Genomic DNA, 20,096 nt, shown 5'->3' on the forward strand with positions numbered 1-20,096 from the left:
CGGAAGAGCCATGACCGACACCACATATCCCCCCACCGCCGAATTTGCATCCCACGCCCATGCCGACCGGGCGCGCTATGATGAAATGTACAAGGCCAGCATCGACGACCCCGTTGCATTCTGGGGCGAACACGGGCGCCGGATCGACTGGATGACGCCCTATACCAAGGTCAGGAACACCAGCTTTGATCTGGGCAATGTGTCGATCAAGTGGTTCGAGGATGGCGGGCTGAATGTTTCGGCCAACTGCGTTGATCGCCACCTCAAGGATCGCGCCGATCAGACCGCCATCATCTGGGAACCCGACAGTCCCGATGACGCGGCCCAGCATATCACCTTTGCCCAACTGCACGAGGAAGTGTGCCGTTTCGCCAATGTTCTCAAGGAACTGGGCGTGAAAAAGGGTGATCGCGTCGTGCTGTATCTGCCGATGATCCCCGAGGCGGCCTATGCCATGCTGGCCTGCACCCGGATCGGGGCGGTCCATTCCATTGTCTTTGCCGGCTTTTCCCCCGATGCCCTTGCCGCCCGCATTTCGGGAAGCCAGGCCAAGGTGGTGATCACCGCCGATGGCGCCCCGCGCGGCGGGAGGGTGACAAACCTCAAGGACAACGTCAATCAGGCGATGATCAACGTCATGCACGATGTGAAATGTCTGGTCGTGCAACGCACCGGCCAGCAGATCGCATGGCGCAGCGAGGGCGATTATTGGCTGCACGAACTGGCCGCCAAGGTTTCCGCCGATTGCCCGCCCGAGGAAATGAACGCCGAAGATCCGCTGTTCATCCTTTATACCTCTGGGTCGACCGGGCAACCCAAGGGCGTGGTCCACACCACCGGCGGCTATATCGTATATGCCGCAATGACCCACCAATACACGTTCGATTATCACGATGGCGATGTGTTCTGGTGTACGGCCGATGTGGGTTGGGTGACCGGCCACAGCTATATCGTTTATGGCCCGCTGGCCAATGGCGCGACCACCCTGATGTTTGAAGGCGTGCCAACCTTTCCCGATGCCGGGCGGTTCTGGGCGGTCTGCGAAAAACACAAGGTCAACCAGTTTTACACCGCCCCCACCGCCATTCGCGCCCTTATGGGGCAAGGCAACGAATTCGTCACCAAATACGACCTGAGCAGCATCAAGGTTCTGGGCACCGTGGGCGAACCGATCAACCCCGAGGCGTGGAACTGGTATAACGAGGTCGTCGGCCGCGGCCAGTGTCCCATCGTCGATACCTGGTGGCAGACCGAAACCGGCGGCCACATGCTCACCCCCTGCCCGGCGCCATCGCCACCAAACCCGGCAGCGCCACCTTGCCGTTTTTCGGCGTCGAACCGGTGATCCTTGAACCAACCACCGGAGAAGAGTTGCGCGACACCAAAGCCGAAGGCGTGCTGTGCATCAAAAATAGCTGGCCGGGTCAGATGCGCACGGTTTACGGCGATCACGAGCGGTTCGAGAAAACCTATTTCTCTGACTACAAAGGATATTACTTTACCGGCGATGGCTGCAAACGCGACGCGGACGGCTATTACTGGATCACCGGTCGCGTCGATGACGTGATCAACGTATCAGGCCACCGCATGGGCACCGCCGAGGTTGAATCAGCCCTTGTCGCCCATGAATCCGTGGCCGAAGCGGCGGTTGTCGGCTATCCGCATCCGATCAAGGGTCAGGGCATCTATGCCTATGTGACCCTGATGAACGGTGTCGATCCCAGCGATGATTTACGCAAAACGCTTGAGGCGTGGGTGCGCCGCGAAATCGGGCCGATTGCCAAACCGGACCTTCTGCAATGGGCGCCCGGACTGCCGAAAACCCGTTCGGGCAAAATCATGCGGCGTATCCTGCGCAAGATCGCCGAGGACGATTGCAACACCCTTGGCGATACATCGACCCTGGCCGATCCCGGCGTGGTGGACGATCTGATCGAAAACCGGATGAACAAGGGGTGAAATTTCATGGCATCCACCGCCGCACACGCGGTGGATGTCAGCCCATGCTGGTCGGTTCGCGGCGGTGGCGCGCACGGCGCACATCGTCGCGCCAGCTCCAGAACGCGATCACGCCCCACACCACACAATAGATGGCCCCCACCGTCAAAATATATATCCCGTTCACCGGCCCGATGGTGGCCCGCTCAAACAGCTGGTCAATGCTTGTCAGTGGCCCGGGATGCACAATCAGCTTGCCCAGATAGGCCACCGTCTGGATCAACAGGATCCAGAAATAATTGCGCCTGATCCGTCGGCCAATGGCCACTGCCATCGACACATGATAGCGCGGTTTCCAGTAATCTTCGGCAAGAATCTGTTGCCAGCCATCCTCCATGTGAAGATCGCCATCGTGAAGCATCGGGGCAAAAAAATGCACCTCGAACCACCGGCAACGGGCGCGCCAGACGTTGAAATACCGATAGCGCCGCGCCTCAAGCATCAGGAAGAACATGATCAGGACGCCCACCAGAATCAACGGCAGCGGCGACGCTTCGGGTGCGGAAAATGCCAGTGACAGCGCGATCCCAAGGGTAACAACCGACCAGTTTGTCGTGGTGTCCAGCCGGGTGCGCCAGATGGTCGAACGATACACCTCACCGCGGTAAAGATGGGCGATCGCACCGATTTCTGCTGCATCCAGCTTCTTTCGTTCTTTCAGATCGCCCACTGACATTGTCATCCCCCTCTGCCGCTTTCAACTTTGCACAAGAAGCAGGCAGAATGCTACAGGATTGACAGCCAGCGTATCCCGGGGGCGAAGCCGGTCAAGCCCGGTTCCGCCCCCGGAAGAAACATTCTATTTCAGCGCCATATCTGTAATCTCATGGGTCCAGGCGCCCTGCGGCTCTTTGGTGATGACCGGGTCGGAACCACCCGACAACAGCGATTTCACCGTCCGTTCGTAATCAGCCACATCCAGCGAACCATCGCTTCCGGCGGTGAGTTTGGCCACCTCGGCCATCATCCGCTTTTGGTGTTTTTCGGTCTGCGCACCGGTTTCGTCATAATCCAGCACGATCTCGGCGGCTTCGTCCGAATGCTGCTCGGCGTATTTCCAGCCCTTCATGCTGGCGCGCACGAATTTGGCCAGTGTTTCCTTGAACGCCGGGTCGGCCAGACGATCCTCGAGCACATACAATCCATCTTCCAGCGTCGCGACGCCTTGATCCTCGTACTTGAAGGTCACCAGTTGATCGGGGGTGATGCCTGCATCAATCACCTGCCAATATTCATTATAGGTCATGGTCGAAATGCAATCGGCCTGCTTTTGCAACAGCGGATCGACGTTGAACCCCTGCTTCAGCACCTCAACCCCATCGGCCCCTCCGTTGGTGGGAATTCCAAGCTGGCTCATCCATGACAGGAACGGGAATTCATTGCCAAAGAACCACACGCCCAGAGTATGCCCCGGGAAATCATCGGGTGATTTGATCCCCGTTTCGGCCAGACAGGTCAGCATCATCCCCGAACTTTTGTAAGGCTGCGCAATATTAACCAGCGGCAGCCCCTTTTCCCGCGCCGACAGGGCGGCGGGCATCCAGTCAACCATTACATCGGCACCGCCGCCAGCAATCACTTGGGTCGGCGCAATGTCCGGCCCGCCCGGTTTGATCGTGACGTTCAGCCCCTCGTCGTCATAAAACCCCTTTTCCAAGGCCACATAATAGCCGCCAAACTGCGCCTGAGTGACCCATTTCAGTTGCAGCGTCAGATCCTCTGCCGAGGCCGCGCCGCCGCTCAGCCCAAGGGCAACCGCCCCCGCGATCAGTTTCTTCATGACATACTCCCCTTTCATTATTGTTAACGTCTTTGCGACGGATGCCAAAAGGTCACCCCCCGTTCGATCATCGCGACCACGCCATAAAATGCCGAACCGGCCAGCGCAGCCACGGTGATTTCCGCCCACACCATATCAAGCGAAAGCCGCCCCACCTCGGTGGAAATGCGAAATCCCATCCCCCGCACCGGAGATCCAAAGAATTCGGCCACGATTGCGCCAATCAGCGCCAGCGTTGTACAAATCTTCAACCCATTGAACATAAATGGCATCGCAGCGGGAAACCGCAGCTTGAACAGGGTTTGCCAATAACTTGCCCCATAGGTGCGCATGAGATCACGCTGCATCGCATCCGCCGCACGCAGACCGGCCATGGTGTTGACCAGCATCGGGAAAAACACCATCACCACAACCACGGCGGCCTTGCTTTGCCAATCGAAACCGAACCACATCACCAGAATCGGCGCCGTCCCGACAATCGGCAGGGCCGCGGCAAAATTGGCCACGGGCAGCAGCCCGCGCTGCAAAAATGCCGACCGGTCAATAAGAACCGCGACAATCACCGCCGCGCCACAGCCCATGATATAACCGCTCAGCGCGCCCTTCATCACCGTCTGCACAAAATCCCCCCACAGGATCGGCAAAGATCCGGCGATCCGTGCCGCAATCGCGCTGGGTGGTGGCAGAATCACACCCGGCACGCCAAACATCCGCACCACCAATTCCCACAACAGCAAAACCGTCAGGCCGAACAGCACCGGCACCAACATCCGCGCCATGACGCCGCCACGCCGCGCCAACAGACCGTTGCAGGCCCAGACCAACAGCCAAAGCCCCACAACCAACCCGGCCCGCCAATCAATGGCACCCGCCGCCAGCACCACCAGAACCGGCGCAAACAGCCGCCATTGCGGGGTCTTCATCCCGCCGCTTCCGCCATCGTCAATCGCACTCATCGGGCCATTCCCATGCGTTTCAACACCCCGGCTTCAACCCGGGTGACCACAAACACCAGGATCGCCGCCAGGATCGCCGCCATGAACAGCGCCGCCCACATTTGAATGGTCTGGCCATAATATGACCCACCCAACAGCCGCGCCCCAAGGCCGCCCTGCTGCACCGGCAGTTCACCCACCACCGCCCCCACCAGTGCCGCCGCAATCCCCACTTTCAACGAGGCAAACAGAAATGGCATCGAGGCTGGCAGCCGCAATTTCAGCAACACCTGAACCCGCGAGGCGTTATAGGTTTTCAACAGATCCATCTGCATCGCATCAGGGCTGCGCAACCCGGCAACCATGCCGACAACCACGGGGAAGAACGACAGATAGGCGCTGATCATCGCCTTGGGAATCAACCCGGTGATCCCGATAGAATTCAGCACCACGATAATCATCGGCGCAATCGCCAGAATCGGAATGGTCTGACTGGCAATGGCCCATGGCATCACACTCAGATCCATGGTGCGGTTGTGGACAATCCCAAGCGCCAGAACGATGCCAAGGGCGGTGCCGATGACAAAGCCGAACAAGGTCGCGCTCAGCGTCACCCAACCGTGATAAACCAGCGACCGTTTGGACGTGATTTTCTTGTCGAAAACCAGATCATAAAAGCTCGCCGCGACCTGGTGGGGCGCGGGCAGTTTGGGGCGCTCCTGCACCATGGTATCGCTCAGAATTTCGCTGAAACCCGGCGTTGTTCCCGCCCGCCCCGCTTGATCCAGCGTCCATTGACTGTTCATCCAGGCGGCGGCCACATACCACACGAGGATCAGCGCAATCAGCACGCTGACAACCGGCAAAGCGCGGGCTTTCAACCAATTCATGGCGCGCCCCGCTTAGACATCGTCACCGTGCCCCGCGCGCAAACCTTCGCGCACCCGATGGGCCACCTCGATAAAGGCGGCGCTGTCGCGAATATCCAACGGGCGATCCCGGGGCAGCGGGCTCTCGATCACCTCGGTAATCCGCCCGGGACGTGGGCTCATCACGACGATACGGGTGCTGAGATACACCGCCTCGGGAATGGAGTGGGTCACGAAACAGATGGTTTTTTCCGTGCGCGCCCAAAGCTTTAACAGTTGTTCATTCAAGTGGTCACGCACGATTTCATCCAGCGCGCCAAAGGGTTCGTCCATCAACAGGATATCGGCATCAAAGGCCAGGGCACGGGCGATGCTGGCCCGTTGCTGCATCCCGCCACTAAGCTGCCAAGGAAACTTACCACCAAACCCCTCAAGATCAACAAGTTGCAGGACGTTATTCATCCGTTCCTCCCGCTCCTGTCGATCATAGCCCATGATCTCAAGCGGCAGCTGGATATTCTTGCCGATCGTGCGCCATGGATAAAGCCCAGCCGCCTGAAACACATAGCCATAAGCCCTTGCATTTCTTGCCTCTTCTGGTGTCATACCATTCACCGAAAGACGCCCGCCCGTGGCCATTTCAAGCCCCGCGATGCAGCGCAGAAACGTCGTCTTGCCACAGCCCGACGGGCCAATGAAGCTGACAAAATCCCCCTTGTGCACATCAAGACTGACATCGCTCAGCGCCTGAACATCCCCATCGGATGTCGGAAACACCAGATCAAGATTATTGGCTGTTATAACAGTATCTTGTCTGTCCATTATACGCCGCTGACCGGGATGCCGCTGCGTTCCACCTTGCGCGGCGCAGTCAGTTCTTTCCAGGTCGAAAGAGCCTTGCCCACAGCGGTCATCGGTTCACGTTTGACGAATTTTCCGTGGCCCTCTTCGGTCCGCATTTCACCGTCATGCACAACCACTTTGCCCCGGCTCAGAGTGAATCGCGGCAGGCCTGTGACAGCTTTGCCTTCAAAGACGTTGTAATCAATGGCAGATTGCTGGTTTGTCGCGCTGATGGTTTTCGATTTCCTGGGGTCCCAAACCACCAGATCGGCGTCTGACCCAACCAGAACAGCACCCTTTTTCGGGTAGCAATTCAATATCTTGGCGATGTTTGTTGATGTAACTGCAACAAATTCATTCATCGTCAGCCGCCCGGTGGCCACGCCGTGTGTCCAAAGCATCGGCATTCGATCCTCCAAACCACCGGTTCCATTGGGAATTTTGGTAAAATCGCCAATTCCGGTGCGTTTCTGCTCTGTCGAAAAGGCGCAATGATCCGTCGCAACAACAGACAACGACCCGGCCTGCAATCCGGCCCAAAGAGAATCCTGATGTTTCTTGTTGCGGAATGGCGGGCTCATCACCCGCCGCGCCGCATGGTCCCAATCGGGGTTGGCATATTCACTGTCATCCAGCGTCAAATGTTGGATAAGCGGTTCACCATACACCCTTTTTCCGTTCTGCCGCGCCCGGCGAATTGCCTCGTGGCTTTCCTCACAAGAGGTATGAACCACATAAAGCGGCACCCCCGCCATATCCGCAATCATGATTGCCCGGTTGGTCGCCTCGCCTTCCACCTCGGGCGGGCGGGAATAGGCGTGCGCCTCGGGGCCGTTGTTGCCCGCCGCCATGAGCCGGGCCTGAAGATCGGCCACCACATCACCGTTTTCCGCATGAACCAACGGCATCGCGCCCAATTCCGCGCATCGTTGGAACGATGCGAACATTTCGTCATCATTCACCATCAATGCCCCCTTATAGGCCATGAAGTGTTTGAAAGTATTGATTCCCTTGTCGCGAACCACCGCTTCCATTTCGTTGAAAACCTGTTCGCCCCACCAGGTAATCGCCATGTGAAAACTGTAATCACAATGGGCGCGGGTCGATTTGTTGTCCCACATCTGGATCGCATCCAAGAGGCCCTGACCGGGGCTGGGCAATGCAAAATCGACCACCATCGTGGTGCCCCCCGCCAAAGCCGCCCGCGTGCCGGATTCGAAATCATCGGTGGAATAGGTGCCCATGAACGGCATTTCCAGATGGGTGTGCGGGTCAATACCGCCCGGCATCACATAGCAGCCTGTCGCGTCCAGCTCGCTGTCCCCCGACAACCCTTTGCCAATGGCGGTAATCACGCCGTTTTCGACAACAACATCAGCCGTATAGCTGAGGTCAGCCGTCACCACCGTTCCGTTCCTGATCACCGTTGACGCCATTGATTGCTCCTTCCCGGCCTACCTGCCGCTGCCTTGACTTTCGATTCCCCGATCACCGCAATGATCGGGGATTTTATATTCGATCCCGTTAACAGATCAGGTATCGCAAATCTGCGCCCCGTTGGCGTCCAAAAGTGCCACGCCGGTTTGCGGATCGGTCGCTTCGACCGCCAGGCCATAGCAACCGTTGCCGTCCCGGATCAGGAACGATTGATCAATGCCCGGCGGCAAGGCGGCAAGGGCGGCTGGCGATACATCGCGCAACCCTTGCGGGCCAACGGCAGGCCCCTGTTCAACACAGCCGGAAAGGGCCAATCCCAAACCAATTATTGCTATCTTTTTCAGTATCATACACTCTCTCCTTGATCTTGAATCTCGGCTGTTTCCACAACCGCATGGAACAGAACATTCGCGCCCGCCGTCGCCCATTCCGGCGAGATTTCCTCGGCTTCATTGTGGCTTAGTCCGTCAACGCAGGGGCACATCACCATGGCCGTCGGGGCCACGCGATTGATCCAACAGGCATCATGCCCGGCGCCGGAAATCAAATCCATATGGCTCAGTCCCAAACGCTCGGCCGCGCTGCGCACTGCTGTCACGCAATCCTCATCGAAGGTCACCGGATCAAATCCGCCGACCTTCTCAAATTCGACCTGCAACCCCATGTCATCGCATATTTTTTTGGCTCCAGCGTGCAACCGCTCTTCCATATCCTCAATCACATCCAGATCGGGCGAGCGCAGATCAACCGTGAACACAGCTTTGCCGGGTATCACATTGCGACTGTTGGGAAAAACATCAATATGCCCGGCTGCGCCAACGGCGTGTGGCTTGTGGCTCCAGGCGATGTCATCGACCAGTTCCAGAACCCGCGCCATACCCAGCCCGGCATTCTTGCGCATGGGCATGGGGGTAGAGCCTGTGTGGCTTTCCTTGCCGGTGATCGTCACCTGCGTCCAGCTCAGGCCCTGCCCATGGGTGACAACGCCGATGGCCTTGCCCTCGGCCTCGAGGATCGGGCCTTGTTCGATGTGCAGTTCAAAAAAGGCATGCATCTTGCGCGCCCCGGTTTCCTCAGCACCCCGCCAGCCGATCCGTTGCAATTCGTCGCCGAATTTCAACCCCTTGGCATCACTCCGGTCATAGGCCCAATCCTGCGTGTGAACCCCCGCGAACACCCCTGATGCCAACATCGCCGGGGCAAACCGCGTGCCTTCTTCGTTGGTGAAATTGGTGACCACGATCGGGTGTTTTGTGCGAATTCCCATCTCATTCAGGGTGCGGATGATCTCAAGCCCGCTCAGAACGCCAAGAACACCGTCATACTTGCCGCCGGTCGGCTGTGTATCCAGGTGGCTGCCCACGTAAACCGGGAGCGCGCCCGGATCGGTGCCTTCACGGCGGGCAAACATATTGCCCATCTGGTCAAGCCCCATGGAGCAACCCGCCGCTTCGCACCATGTCTGAAACAGCGCGCGCCCCTCGCTGTCGGCGTCGGTGACCGTCTGGCGGTTGTTGCCCCCCGCCACGCCGGGGCCGATTCTGGCCATTTCCATCAGGCTGTCCCACAGGCGTTGGCCGTTGATGGTAAGGTTTTCACCGGGCATTGGCGCATCTGTGGGCATGGGGATTCCTGTCGTCGTTCCAGAATAGTTTGACCAACCGGTCAGGATCACGCTAGCAGAGCAACGAAAGCAGTCAAGGAAATCACTGCGCCCGGGGGCATTCGCCTTGCCCGAAACGAGAGTTTGCCCGAATTATGGCCACACCGACACCGCCGACGCGCATACAAAAGGAAAACACCGCCCGTATTCTTGAGGCGGCGCTGGATGTATTTTCCACCCACGGCTATCGTGGGGCGACCCTGGACAAGATCGCGCGGGGGGCCGGGCTCTCCAAGCCGAATTTGCTGTATTATTTTCCGTCAAAAGAGGCGATCCACGCGACGCTTCTTTCGGGGTTGATGGAAACCTGGCTTGCCCCCCTGCGCCGGATGAAGCCAGACGGCGACCCCGTGGATGAAATTATCGCATATGTGCTACGAAAGCTTGAAATTTCACGCATTTATCCGCGGGAAAGTCGGCTTTTTGCAAATGAGATCCTTCAGGGGGCGCCGCGTATCTTGAACGAGATCGAAGGCGATCTGCGTGATCTGGTCGAGGAGAAATCCGCCCTGATCGCCCAGTGGCAAGAGGCCGGTTGTCTGGCGCGCGTCGAGCCACGCCATTTGATCTTTTCGATCTGGGCGACAACCCAGCATTACGCCGATTTCGACGTGCAGGTGCGCGGCATTCTGCACCCCTCCAATGATGATCATTTCAACGACGCGGCCCGTTTTCTGACCACATTTTATCGCGGGGCGCTTACCCCGGCGCCGTGATTTTTTGGCGTTTACCCTCTGTAAACTTCTCCGGCGTACTCTTGCCAGGACTTGCCTTGGGAAAGGAGGTTTCAGATGATTCAACCCTATGGCACAGGCATTGGCGGCCTGCCCCCCGGCGTAATTGCAACGGCGCAGGATGCCCAGTCGGCCCTGCGTGACCGGCAAATCATTGATGGAAACACGCCCTCGGCTGCGCCGGACACTCTGATCGTCCGCCCGGTTCTGGGCAGTGTCGCAAGCGAACGCATCCGCGCCGACTGGCAGGGTTTACGCGATCCGGCGCTGACCGGCCCACGCCCCACCTTTGCCACGACGCCGCTGGAAAAGATGCACTCGGACCGCCGTGAAACGATGATCCCTGACATAAACTCCGATTCTTCACCTGACGAGGCCCATAAAGCGCAGCCACCTGATGAGGCCGCATCCGAAATACGGGCACAGTCAGCCTATGACGGGTTGCGCGCCGTTGCCCCCCTACGAAAGCGAGGTGCCCCTTGATCTGGTAACCTAGCAGTGGGGAAAATCAGCAAACGGATAAAAAGCGGCTCACATCGCCGTGGGTGGTCCTCTCGGCCCTCGCTTTTTGGCGCGTTGGCCCGTAACCAAAGGCGGTTCCGAATGTGAGTGTCGATCATGCACGTCCCGCCTCTGCCCCTGACCCGTGATATCGTTCTGATCGGGGGCGGCCATGCCCACGCCCTTGTCCTGCGCAAATGGGGCATGAACCCGCTGCCCGGCGCACGTCTGACCATTGTCAATCCCGGGCCAACCGCACCTTACACCGGAATGTTGCCGGGGTTTGTCGCGGGTCATTATGGGCGCGACGATCTGGAGATTGATCTGATGCGTCTGGCGCGCTTTGCCGGAGCGCGGATCATCCTCGGCATGGTAGAATCCCTCGACCGCACCGCGAAAACGGTGACAATTACCGGACGGGGCCAGATCGCCTATGACCTGGCATCAATCGACATCGGTATCCATTCCGCGATGTCCGCTTTGCCCGGGTTTGACGCCCACGGCGTTCCCGCCAAACCCCTGGGCCGATTCGCCGCCGCCTGGACCGCGCATCTTGACCGGTTGCACGCCATGCCCGCGCTGGCCGACGCCGGGCTTGCCGTGATCGGCGCCGGGGTTGCGGGCGTTGAGTTGGCCATGGCCATGGCCCATGGTGCCGGCCAGGCAGCAGGGCGCCCGGTAAAGGTGTGCGCCATCGACAGTGCCGCCGCCCTGCGCGGTATCGGGAAAGGCGCCGGGCGTGCCCTGCGCCAAAGGATGGCCGATATGGGCGTCGCCCTGCACGAGCACACCGATGTGGCGCGCGTCACCGCCGATGCACTGCATCTGGCGAACGGCGATATTCTGCCCTCGGGGTTCACCGTCGGGGCCGCTGGGGCACAACCCTATGGCTGGCTTGACGACACCGGGCTTGCCCTGCACGAGGGGTTCATCACCATCGACGAAACCCTGCGCAGCATCAGCGACCCGGCCGTTTTCGCCGTTGGCGATTGCGCCCATATGGACCATGCGCCGCGCCCCAAGGCCGGGGTTTTTGCGGTGCGTCAGGCACCGGTGCTGGCGGCCAACCTTCGTGCGGCGGCGGGCGCTGGCACCCTGCGCCGATACCGGCCCCAGCGCGATTACCTCAAATTGATTTCGACCGGTGAACGCGCCGCAGTGGCCGACAAATTTGGCCTGCGCCTTGACGGCCCGCTGCTGTGGCGGTGGAAAGACCGGATTGACCGCGCGTTCATGGCCCGGCTGGCCAACCTGCCTGCCATGGCGCCACCGCCCCTGCCCCGGATCATGGCCGATGGGGTGCGCGACATGCTGACCGGGGGCAAACCGATGTGCGGCGGATGCGGATCGAAACTGGGGCGCGACAGCCTGACCGGGGCGCTTGCAAATCTGCCGACCGGCGCCCGCCCGGATGTCAGCGCGGCCCCCATGGACGACGCCGCCGTGTTAACCATGAATGGTGCCCGGCAGGTGATCAGCACCGATCATCTGCGCGCCCTGATCGACGACCCCCATGTCATGGCCCGGATCGCCGCCAACCATGCATTGGGCGATGTTTTTGCCATGGGCGCACAGGCGCAGGCGGCTTTGGCGACGGTGATTTTGCCCCGCGCCAGTGCCACGCTCCACCGCCGGATGCTGGCCGAGATCATGGCCGGCGCCGGTGCTGTGATGGATGAGGCGGGCGCGGTGATTGCCGGGGGGCATACCCTGATCGGCGATGCGCTCAGCATCGGGTTCACCGTCACCGGCCTGTGCGAAACGCCCATTTCGCTGTCCGGGGCGCAGCCGGGTGATGCGCTGATCCTGACCAAACCCCTTGGCACCGGGGTGATCATGGCTGCCGACATGGCGCTGGCCGCGCGTGGCCAATGGGTGGCGGGGGCAATCGAGGCAATGAACCAATCGCAATTCGGCGCGGCACAGGCCCTGTCCCACGCCCATGCCATGACTGATGTAACGGGGTTTGGGCTGGCCGGGCATCTGGTTGGGATCTGTGACGCGGCGGGGCTTGCGGCGGCGCTTACCCTCACCGATATTCCCCTGCTGGACGGCGCGCTGGAACTGTCGCGGGCTGGCCAACGCTCGACCCTATACACGGAAAACGCCAGTATCGCCGCCCGCATGACCCTGCCCGACGGGGCCGACGCCAGCGCGCTGTTGTTTGACCCACAAACAGCGGGCGGATTGCTGGCCGCCGTCGCGCCGGAACGGGCCAAAGCCACCCTCGCAGAGCTGCGCAACAAAGGATACAAGGCCGCAATCATCGGATCACTGGCCCAGGGCGCGCCCCGTATTACCCTGCGCTAACGGGCCCCTTGGCCAAAAGCGCCACGATCCGATCCGCCGCGCTGTTCAGCCCGTCACGATCCAACCGCCCCGGTTCAATCGGTGCGCCAAGCTGCGCCGCGCCGCGCTGGCGGCCATAGCGCGGATCGTAGTGATGGATGATCAATTCCTGCGCCAGGTCGAAATAAGCCCCGCCTTGCGCCAACCCCTGCCAGTGTTCGACCCGGGCCGCCCCCTGATGCGACCGCAGCGCCGCCAGCACCCCGTTCAACCGCGCGCCATCGGCAATCACATCGCCGTAAGCCGCCACCAGATAGCGCGCCCGTTCTTGCACCGATGCCACAACCCGCATGCGCGGCGCGGCGCGCATGGCCGCCCAGAGCGCGGGCGGCACACTGCGCGCGCCAACCTTGCTCGACTCGGCCTCGATCAGCACCGGGCGGGATGGATCAAGGGCGCTGATCCTTTCGGCCAATGCCGTTTCAAACGCTTTTTGCGCGGGCTGTGTGCCCATGGCGCCAAACACCGACCCGCGATGATTGGCCAGCCCCTCCAGATCAAGGATCTGCCCGCCCCGCGCCACCACCAGATGCAACAGCTCGGTTTTGGCGGTGCCGGTGTTGCCATCAAGCAGAACCACAGGACAGGCCATGGGAACATCGTAAAGCAGGGCATTCACCGCCCGGCGAAAGCTGCGATAGCCGCCGTCGACAACATCGACCCGCCAACCGATCTGGGACAGGATCGAGGCAAAGGAATTGCTGCGCTGTCCGCCACGCCAGCAATAGATCAAGGGCCGCCAGCCGCCATCGTGGTGGGCCAACGGCCCTTCGATGTGATGCGCCGCATTGCGCGCCACCAGCGCGGCCCCGGTCTTGCGCGCCGAAAACGGGCTGACCTGTTTGTAAACCGTGCCGACCCGGGCGCGCTCGGCGTCGTCCAGCACCGGCAGGCTGATTGCGCCGGGCATGTGATCTTCGGCAAATTCGGCGGGCGCACGCACGTCGATCACGGTATCATAGCCGTGGGTCAGGCAATCGTTGAAGGTGGTGATGGAATACGCCATGCCCCCTGTTACCGCCACGCGCGCCGGGATAACAGGGGCGATCATCCGCTTGCCCACCGCGTGGGTTGGCCCTATCCATGCCCGATGGAAACCTTGCATCAATCCCCCACCGCCGCCGATTTCGTCCAGAACCCCTATCCGTTCTATGAACGCGCCCGGGCCGGGGGCGATTTGTTTTACTGGGCCGAATACGGCATGATCGCGGCCTGTGGCCATGGTGCGGCGGGGGCGTTGCTGCGTGATCGCCGCCTTGGGCGCGAGGTGCCAGTCGAACTGGCCACGCCCCCCGCCCCCCATACCACGGCGTTTTACGGGGTCGAGGCCCATTCCATGCTGGAGCTTGAGGCCCCCCGCCACACCCGGTTGCGGGGATTGGTGCTGCGCGCTTTCACCTCGCGCCGGATTGCCGCCATGGGCCCGGAAATCGAGGCGCTGTGCAACACGTTGGTTGATGGGTTTTCTGACGAGGTTGAACTGCTTGGCGCCTATGCCCAACAGGTGCCGGTGATCGTGATCGCGCGGCTGCTGGGGGTGCCCGATTCCATGGCGCCCGATCTGTTGGCATGGTCCAACGCCATGGTGGGCATGTATCAGGCGCGGCGCACCCGCGAGATGGAAGAGGCCGCCAACACCGCCGCACAAGAGTTTTCCGATTTCCTGCGCGGCTATGTGAATGAACGGCGCAACCGCCCCGGTGACGATCTGATCACCCAGTTGATTGCCGCCGAGGAAGACGGCGCGCGGCTGACCACGGATGAGTTGATCACCACCTGTATTCTGCTGCTGAATGCCGGACATGAGGCAACGGTGCATACCTTGGGCAATGGGGTGAAATGCCTGTTGGACAATCATATTCCCCTCGCGGCCCTGCACCCCGACGCGATTGATCGCACGGTCGAAGAGATCCTGCGCTTTGATCCGCCGATCCATATTTTTACCCGCTGGGTTTATGAGGATCTGACCCTGCACGGGCATGATTTCAAACGGGGCGATCAGGTGGCCTGCCTGCTGGCCGCCGCCAACCGCGACCCCAAGGTGTATGAAAACGCCGATACCTTTGATTTTCAACGCAAAGGTGCCGCGCATACATCATTTGGGGCGGGCGCCCATTTCTGTGTCGGCGCCCCCCTGGCGCGGCTGGAACTGCGTATCGCGCTCAGCGTGCTATTTGAACGCCACCCTGCCCTTGCTCTGGCGGATGCCCCGCAGTTTTCCGACATCTTTCATTTTCACGGCCTGCGCCGGCTTGACGTGATCCCGGGGTAAATACGCCTAAAGGGCCAGCATCGTGGTCGATTTCAGCTCTTCCATCGACAACAGCGCGGTGACGTTGTGAATCCGCACCTCTGAAATCAACGCCTGATAAAACACATCATAGGCGCGGGCGTTTTTCACCCGCACCTTGAGGATATAGTCAATATCCCCCGCCAGACGGTGCGCCTCCTGCACTTCGGGGCGGGCGCGCAGGGCGGCAAGGAAACGCGCCTGCCAATCGGCATCATGCTCTGACGTGCGGATCAGCACAAAGAAGCACGCCTCAAACCCCAGCGTTTCGGCATCCAGTTGCACGGTGTACTGCCCGATCACCCCGGCAGCACGCATTTTGCGAATCCGGTTCCACACCGGCGTCTTCGATGACCCGATGGCGCGGGCAATATCATCAAGCGACTGGCTGGCATCCTGTTGCAGCACCGAAAGGATTTTCCGGTCCATTTCATCAATACGGACAGACATTCGTATTTCACCCCCAGATATGGAAATCGTTCTATTATTGGGATTTGTAGGAACATATGTCCTTATTGGCAAGCAGATATAGCCAAATATCGGAATAATGTCCTATATCTAAGCCAACAAACCAGAGGGCCGCGCCATGAAGCATTTTCCCATCTTCCTTGCCGTCACCGACCGGCTGATCGTGGTTTCGGGTGGGGGTGAAACCGCGCTGGCCAAGCTGCGCCTGCTGCTCAAGACCGAGGCACAGCTTGCGGTTTTCGCCCAATATCCCGCCCCCGAAATCCTCGACTGGGCGGCGGCAGGGCGGCTGACCCTGACCGAACGCCCCTTGGCGCAGGGCGACGGCGCTGGCGCGGCCCTGTTTTATGCGGCCAACGATGATGCGGTGGAAGATGCCCGTGTGGCGGCCTTGGCCCGCGCCACCGGGGCGTTGGTTAATATCGTCGATAACCTGCAAGACAGTCAGTTCATCACCCCCGCCATCGTGGATCGCGATCCGGTGGTTGTGGCCATTGGCACCGAAGGGGCGGCGCCGGTTCTGGCCCGCGCGATCAAAAAGGACATCGAGGAACGCCTGCCCCCCGTCCTTGGCACTCTGGCACGGATCGGCAAGGCGTTTCGCGCCCGCGCCGATGCCCTGCCCTTTGGGGCCAAACGGCGGGCGTTCTGGTCGGATTATTATTTCAACACCGGCCCCCGCGCCATGGCGGACGGCGGCAGGTCTGCCCTGCGCCCGGCGCTGGAGGATCTGTTGCAAGGGCACCTGCACGCTGCCCCGAAACCGGGCCGGGTGGAATTTGTCGGCGCCGGTCCGGGCGACCCCGAGTTGCTGACCCTGAAGGCCCGGCGCGCGTTGCACGAGGCGGATGTGGTGATTTACGACCGTCTGGTCGCCGATGACATTCTTGAACTGGCCCGGCGCGAAGCGGTGATGCTGGACGCGGGCAAGGAAGGGTTCGGCAAGGCGATGGCGCAGGACGACATCAACGCCCTGATCGTGAACCATGGCCGCAGTGGCGCCCATGTGGTGCGGTTGAAATCGGGCGATCCCACGGTGTTCGGACGGCTGGACGAAGAAATCGAAGCCTGCGACGCGGCCGGCCTTGCCTGGTCGGTTGTGCCGGGCATCACCGCCGCCAGCGCCGCCGTGGCCGGAATTGGCCAAAGCCTGACCAAACGGGCGCGCAACGGGTCGGTGCGGTTTCTGACCGGGCACGACATGAAAGGTTTTGCCGATCACGATTGGGCCACCCTGGCCCGCCCCGGCGAAGTGGCCGCGATTTACATGGGCAAACGCGCCGCACGGTACATTCAGGGGCGGTTGTTGATGCACGGGGCCAACCCGGCCACGCCGGTGACGGTGATCGAAAACGCCTCGCGCCCCGATCAACGGGTGCTGGCCACCAGTCTTGGCCAGTTGGAACCCACCCTGAGCAACGCGGGGCTGAGCGGCCCTGCCCTTACCCTTTTCGGCCTGGCGCCCCGTGCGGCGCTGGCCACGATTGACACCCTGCCCATTCAGGAGGCCACATCATGAGCCGCGCATTCACCCCCAAAGTTGTCACCGCCAACGCCCTGATCGAAGGCGATGCGATCTGGCTGACCGAAGATGACCGCTGGACCCGGGACATGTCCGAGGCCGAATTGATCGAGGACGAGGCCCATGGGCAACTCCGCCTGTTGCACGCCCTGTCCCAGGACGACCTGGCCGTCGGCGCCTATCTGGCCGATGCGAAATCAGGCGAGCGCGGCCCAGAGCCGGTGCATTTCCGCGAAACATTCCGCACCCGTGGGCCGAGCAATTATGCCCACGGCAAACAGGAGGTGGCGTAATGTACCACTACAATGATTTTGATGCCGCCTTTGTGCAAAGCCGCGTGGCACAGTTTCGCGGACAGGTGGAACGCCGGATCGACGGGTCACTGACCGAAGACGAATTCCGCCCCCTGCGCCTGATGAACGGGCTGTACCTGCAACTGCACGCCTATATGCTGCGGGTCGCGATCCCATATGGGACGCTGAATTCACGCAAGATGCGGCAACTGGCAATGATCGCGGATCGGTGGGACAAGGGCTATGGCCATTTCACCACGCGCCAGAATATCCAATATAACTGGCCCGAACTGAAAGACGTGCCCGATATTCTGGAGGCGCTGTCGCAGGTCGAGATGCATTCGATCCAGACCAGCGGCAACACCATCCGCAATGTGACCGCCGACCATTTCGCCGGGGCCGCCGCGGATGAGCTGGCCGATCCGCGCCCGGTGGCCGAGCTGCTGCGCCAATGGTCCACTGATCACCCGGAGTTTCAGTTTCTGCCGCGCAAGTTCAAGATCGGCGTCACCGGTGCCGAGGCCGACCGGGCCGTGATCCGGTCACATGATATCGGGATTCAGATTGTCGAACGGGACGGTGCGCGCGGTTACCGGGTGTTCGTTGGGGGCGGGTTGGGCCGCACGCCCATGGTGGGCAAGGAATTGATCGATTTCCTGCCCGAGGCGGATTTGCTGCCCTATTGCGAGGCGATTGTCAGCGTTTACAATTCATTGGGCCGGCGCGACAACAAATTCAAGGCGCGGGTCAAGATCACCGTGCATGAGAACGGGATTGATACGATCCGCACGATGGTGAACGAACGCTTTGCCATGTTTCGCCCCCGGTTCAGCGGGGTGGATCAACAGGTGTTGCGCGATATCGAAGCAGCGTTCGCTCTTCCGTCCTTTCGTCCGTCATCGCTGGATGCCTACGAGGCGGCGCGCGCGGCTGACCCGGTGTTCCGGTCCTGGGCCGATACCAACCTGACCGAGCACCGCCGGGCGGATTATGCCATCGTGTCGATTTCGTTGAAAAAACACGGGGCGACACCGGGGGATGCGACATCCGCACAGATGCGTGTGATGGCCGATCTGGCCGAACGCTATGGCCATGATGAATTGCGTATCTCGCACGAGCAGAACGTGATCCTGCCCCATGTGGCCAGGGGCGATCTGCCTGCGGTTCATGCCGCTTTGAAAGCCGCCGATCTGGCCACGGCCAATATCGGGCTGATTTCCGACATCATCGCCTGCCCCGGCATGGATTACTGCGCCCTTGCCACCGCACGCAGCATTCCCATTGCCCAGGAGATTGCCCAGCGGTTTGACGCATTGAAAATGGAACACGACGTGGGGCCGCTGAAGATCAAGATTTCCGGCTGCATCAATGCCTGCGGTCATCACCATGTGGGCCATATCGGCATTCTGGGGCTGGATCGTGCGGGCGTTGAAAATTACCAGATCACCCTTGGCGGCGACGGCACGGAAACCACCGTGATCGGCGAACGGGCCGGGCCGGGGTTTTCGGCGGATGACATCGTTCCGGCCATCGAACGGCTGGTGCGTGGGTATCTCGACCTGCGGACGGACCCGGGTGAAACATTCCTGCACTGCTTTCGGCGGCTCGGGATCGCCCCGTTCAAGGCCATTCTTTACCCGGAGGCGCGGGCCAATGCCGCTTGAATCCCCTCTGGCGCCGCTGCCTCAGCGCGTGGCCGAATTGAACATGCGCCACGCCCATCACGCGGCCACGGTGGTGTTGGAACATGCCCTGAACGACCCGCAAATCGGGCGGATGGCAATGGTATCGTCGTTCGGGGCGGAATCCGTGGCGCTTCTGCATATGCTGAGCGTGATCGACCGCACCGTGCCGGTGATCTTTCTCGACACGGAAATGTTGTTTGACGAAACCCTGACCTATCAGGCCGAGTTGAGCGAAAAACTGGGCCTCACGGATGTGCGCGTTGAACGGCCTGACCGGGTTCAGACGTTCCTGCGCGACGGCGAGGCGTTATTGCACCAGAGCAACCCCGACGCCTGCTGTGCCCTGCGCAAGACCGAACCGTTGCTGCGGGCGTTGGTTCCGTTTGACGGCTGGATCACCGGGCGAAAGCGGTATCAGGGTGCAACCCGCAAGGCGCTGGAGTTTTTTGAGGCCGAGGGCGACGGCACGGCGCGGATCAAGGTGAATCCGCTGGCCCATTGGGACCGGAACGATGTGCAGGATTACATCATCAACAACCGCCTGCCGCGCCATCCCTTGATTGCCGGTGGCTTTCGCTCGATCGGCTGTGCGCCCTGCACAACGCGGGTGGCCCCCGGCGAGGATGAACGCGCCGGGCGTTGGCGCGGCAAGGCAAAAGAGGAATGCGGCATCCATTTTGTCGATGGCCGGATGGTGCGCGCCTGAGGCGGACAAGAACAAGTCTGGCA

General features: G+C 60.9%; 18 protein-coding genes and 1 pseudogene. 9 read left to right on the forward strand and 10 right to left on the reverse strand.

Going from position 1 to position 20,096, the window contains the following annotated elements:
- The first annotated feature begins 10 nt into the window (after positions 1-10).
- Positions 11-1,959 (forward strand): annotated as a pseudogene (gene acs, locus AC0L7P_RS13975) (acetate--CoA ligase).
- Between the two features lie 37 nt (positions 1,960-1,996).
- Here acs and AC0L7P_RS13980 read toward each other — a convergent pair.
- The 8 genes from AC0L7P_RS13980 to AC0L7P_RS14015 form a co-directional block, all read right to left on the reverse strand.
- Entirely contained in the window at positions 1,997-2,674 is a 678-nt protein-coding gene (locus tag AC0L7P_RS13980) for a DUF2270 domain-containing protein (protein ID WP_473433295.1), read from the reverse strand.
- A 123-nt stretch (positions 2,675-2,797) separates the two neighbouring features.
- Positions 2,798-3,778, reverse strand: a complete 981-nt coding sequence (locus AC0L7P_RS13985) for an ABC transporter substrate-binding protein (RefSeq protein WP_473433296.1) — start codon at positions 3,776-3,778, stop codon at positions 2,798-2,800.
- 23 nt (positions 3,779-3,801) lie between these two features.
- A complete protein-coding gene (locus AC0L7P_RS13990; protein WP_473433297.1) occupies positions 3,802-4,734 on the reverse strand; it encodes an ABC transporter permease in 933 nt (310 codons plus the stop codon).
- Positions 4,731-5,603 carry an ABC transporter permease gene (locus tag AC0L7P_RS13995; RefSeq protein WP_473433298.1) on the reverse strand — a complete coding sequence of 291 codons (873 nt, stop codon included), beginning with the start codon at positions 5,601-5,603 and terminating at the stop codon, positions 4,731-4,733. Before AC0L7P_RS13995 ends, AC0L7P_RS13990 begins: the two co-directional genes overlap by 4 nt.
- Positions 5,604-5,615: 12 nt before the next feature.
- Positions 5,616-6,404 carry an ABC transporter ATP-binding protein gene (locus AC0L7P_RS14000; protein WP_473433299.1) on the reverse strand — a complete coding sequence of 263 codons (789 nt, stop codon included), beginning with the start codon at positions 6,402-6,404 and terminating at the stop codon, positions 5,616-5,618.
- The gene (hydA, locus tag AC0L7P_RS14005; RefSeq protein WP_473433300.1) at positions 6,404-7,861 is read right to left on the reverse strand and encodes a dihydropyrimidinase; all 1,458 of its coding nucleotides are present in this window, start codon (positions 7,859-7,861) and stop codon (positions 6,404-6,406) included. Before hydA ends, AC0L7P_RS14000 begins: the two co-directional genes overlap by 1 nt.
- A 96-nt stretch (positions 7,862-7,957) precedes the next feature.
- Positions 7,958-8,212 carry an SH2 domain-containing protein gene (locus tag AC0L7P_RS14010; RefSeq protein ID WP_473433301.1) on the reverse strand — a complete coding sequence of 85 codons (255 nt, stop codon included), beginning with the start codon at positions 8,210-8,212 and terminating at the stop codon, positions 7,958-7,960.
- Positions 8,209-9,486 carry a Zn-dependent hydrolase gene (locus AC0L7P_RS14015; protein WP_473433302.1) on the reverse strand — a complete coding sequence of 426 codons (1,278 nt, stop codon included), beginning with the start codon at positions 9,484-9,486 and terminating at the stop codon, positions 8,209-8,211. The genes AC0L7P_RS14010 and AC0L7P_RS14015 overlap by 4 nt, the downstream gene beginning before the upstream one ends.
- A gap of 134 nt (positions 9,487-9,620) precedes the next feature.
- On the opposite strand from AC0L7P_RS14015, the gene AC0L7P_RS14020 reads away from it, so the two are divergent.
- From AC0L7P_RS14020 to selD, 3 genes are all read left to right on the forward strand, one after another.
- The gene (locus AC0L7P_RS14020; RefSeq protein WP_473433303.1) at positions 9,621-10,241 is read left to right on the forward strand and encodes a TetR family transcriptional regulator C-terminal domain-containing protein; all 621 of its coding nucleotides are present in this window, start codon (positions 9,621-9,623) and stop codon (positions 10,239-10,241) included.
- A 75-nt stretch (positions 10,242-10,316) separates the two neighbouring features.
- Entirely contained in the window at positions 10,317-10,742 is a 426-nt protein-coding gene (locus tag AC0L7P_RS14025) for a hypothetical protein (RefSeq protein ID WP_473433304.1), read from the forward strand.
- Between the two features lie 135 nt (positions 10,743-10,877).
- On the forward strand, positions 10,878-13,070 hold the full coding sequence (gene selD / locus AC0L7P_RS14030; RefSeq protein ID WP_473433305.1) for a selenide, water dikinase SelD: 2,193 nt from the start codon (positions 10,878-10,880) through the stop codon (positions 13,068-13,070).
- Here the strand turns inward: selD and mnmH are convergent.
- Positions 13,057-14,115 carry a tRNA 2-selenouridine(34) synthase MnmH gene (gene mnmH, locus AC0L7P_RS14035; protein ID WP_473435463.1) on the reverse strand — a complete coding sequence of 353 codons (1,059 nt, stop codon included), beginning with the start codon at positions 14,113-14,115 and terminating at the stop codon, positions 13,057-13,059. The genes selD and mnmH overlap by 14 nt on opposite strands.
- 84 nt (positions 14,116-14,199) lie before the next feature.
- On the opposite strand from mnmH, the gene AC0L7P_RS14040 reads away from it, so the two are divergent.
- Entirely contained in the window at positions 14,200-15,381 is a 1,182-nt protein-coding gene (locus AC0L7P_RS14040) for a cytochrome P450 (protein WP_473433306.1), read from the forward strand.
- 6 nt (positions 15,382-15,387) lie between these two features.
- Here AC0L7P_RS14040 and AC0L7P_RS14045 read toward each other — a convergent pair whose 3' ends face one another.
- The gene (locus AC0L7P_RS14045) at positions 15,388-15,849 is read right to left on the reverse strand and encodes an Lrp/AsnC family transcriptional regulator (protein ID WP_473433307.1); all 462 of its coding nucleotides are present in this window, start codon (positions 15,847-15,849) and stop codon (positions 15,388-15,390) included.
- A 136-nt stretch (positions 15,850-15,985) separates the two neighbouring features.
- Between AC0L7P_RS14045 and cysG the strand changes: the two genes are divergently transcribed.
- Genes cysG through AC0L7P_RS14065 form a run of 4 tightly spaced genes read left to right on the forward strand, consistent with a single transcriptional unit; the run spans position 15,986 to position 20,073 of the window.
- On the forward strand, positions 15,986-17,386 hold the full coding sequence (gene cysG / locus AC0L7P_RS14050; RefSeq protein ID WP_473433308.1) for a siroheme synthase CysG: 1,401 nt from the start codon (positions 15,986-15,988) through the stop codon (positions 17,384-17,386).
- Positions 17,383-17,682, forward strand: coding sequence for a DUF2849 domain-containing protein (locus tag AC0L7P_RS14055; RefSeq protein WP_473433309.1), 300 nt, complete (start codon positions 17,383-17,385; stop codon positions 17,680-17,682). The genes cysG and AC0L7P_RS14055 overlap by 4 nt, the downstream gene beginning before the upstream one ends.
- Complete coding sequence (locus tag AC0L7P_RS14060; protein ID WP_473433310.1) at positions 17,682-19,346, forward strand: nitrite/sulfite reductase; 1,665 nt, start codon at positions 17,682-17,684, stop codon at positions 19,344-19,346. The genes AC0L7P_RS14055 and AC0L7P_RS14060 overlap by 1 nt, the downstream gene beginning before the upstream one ends.
- Positions 19,336-20,073 (forward strand): phosphoadenylyl-sulfate reductase, encoded by a 738-nt coding sequence (locus tag AC0L7P_RS14065; protein ID WP_473433311.1) that lies wholly within the window; start codon positions 19,336-19,338, stop codon positions 20,071-20,073. Before AC0L7P_RS14060 ends, AC0L7P_RS14065 begins: the two co-directional genes overlap by 11 nt.
- Positions 20,074-20,096: the final 23 nt, after the last annotated feature.

This window comes from Oceaniglobus sp. K40-3, assembly GCF_055808395.1.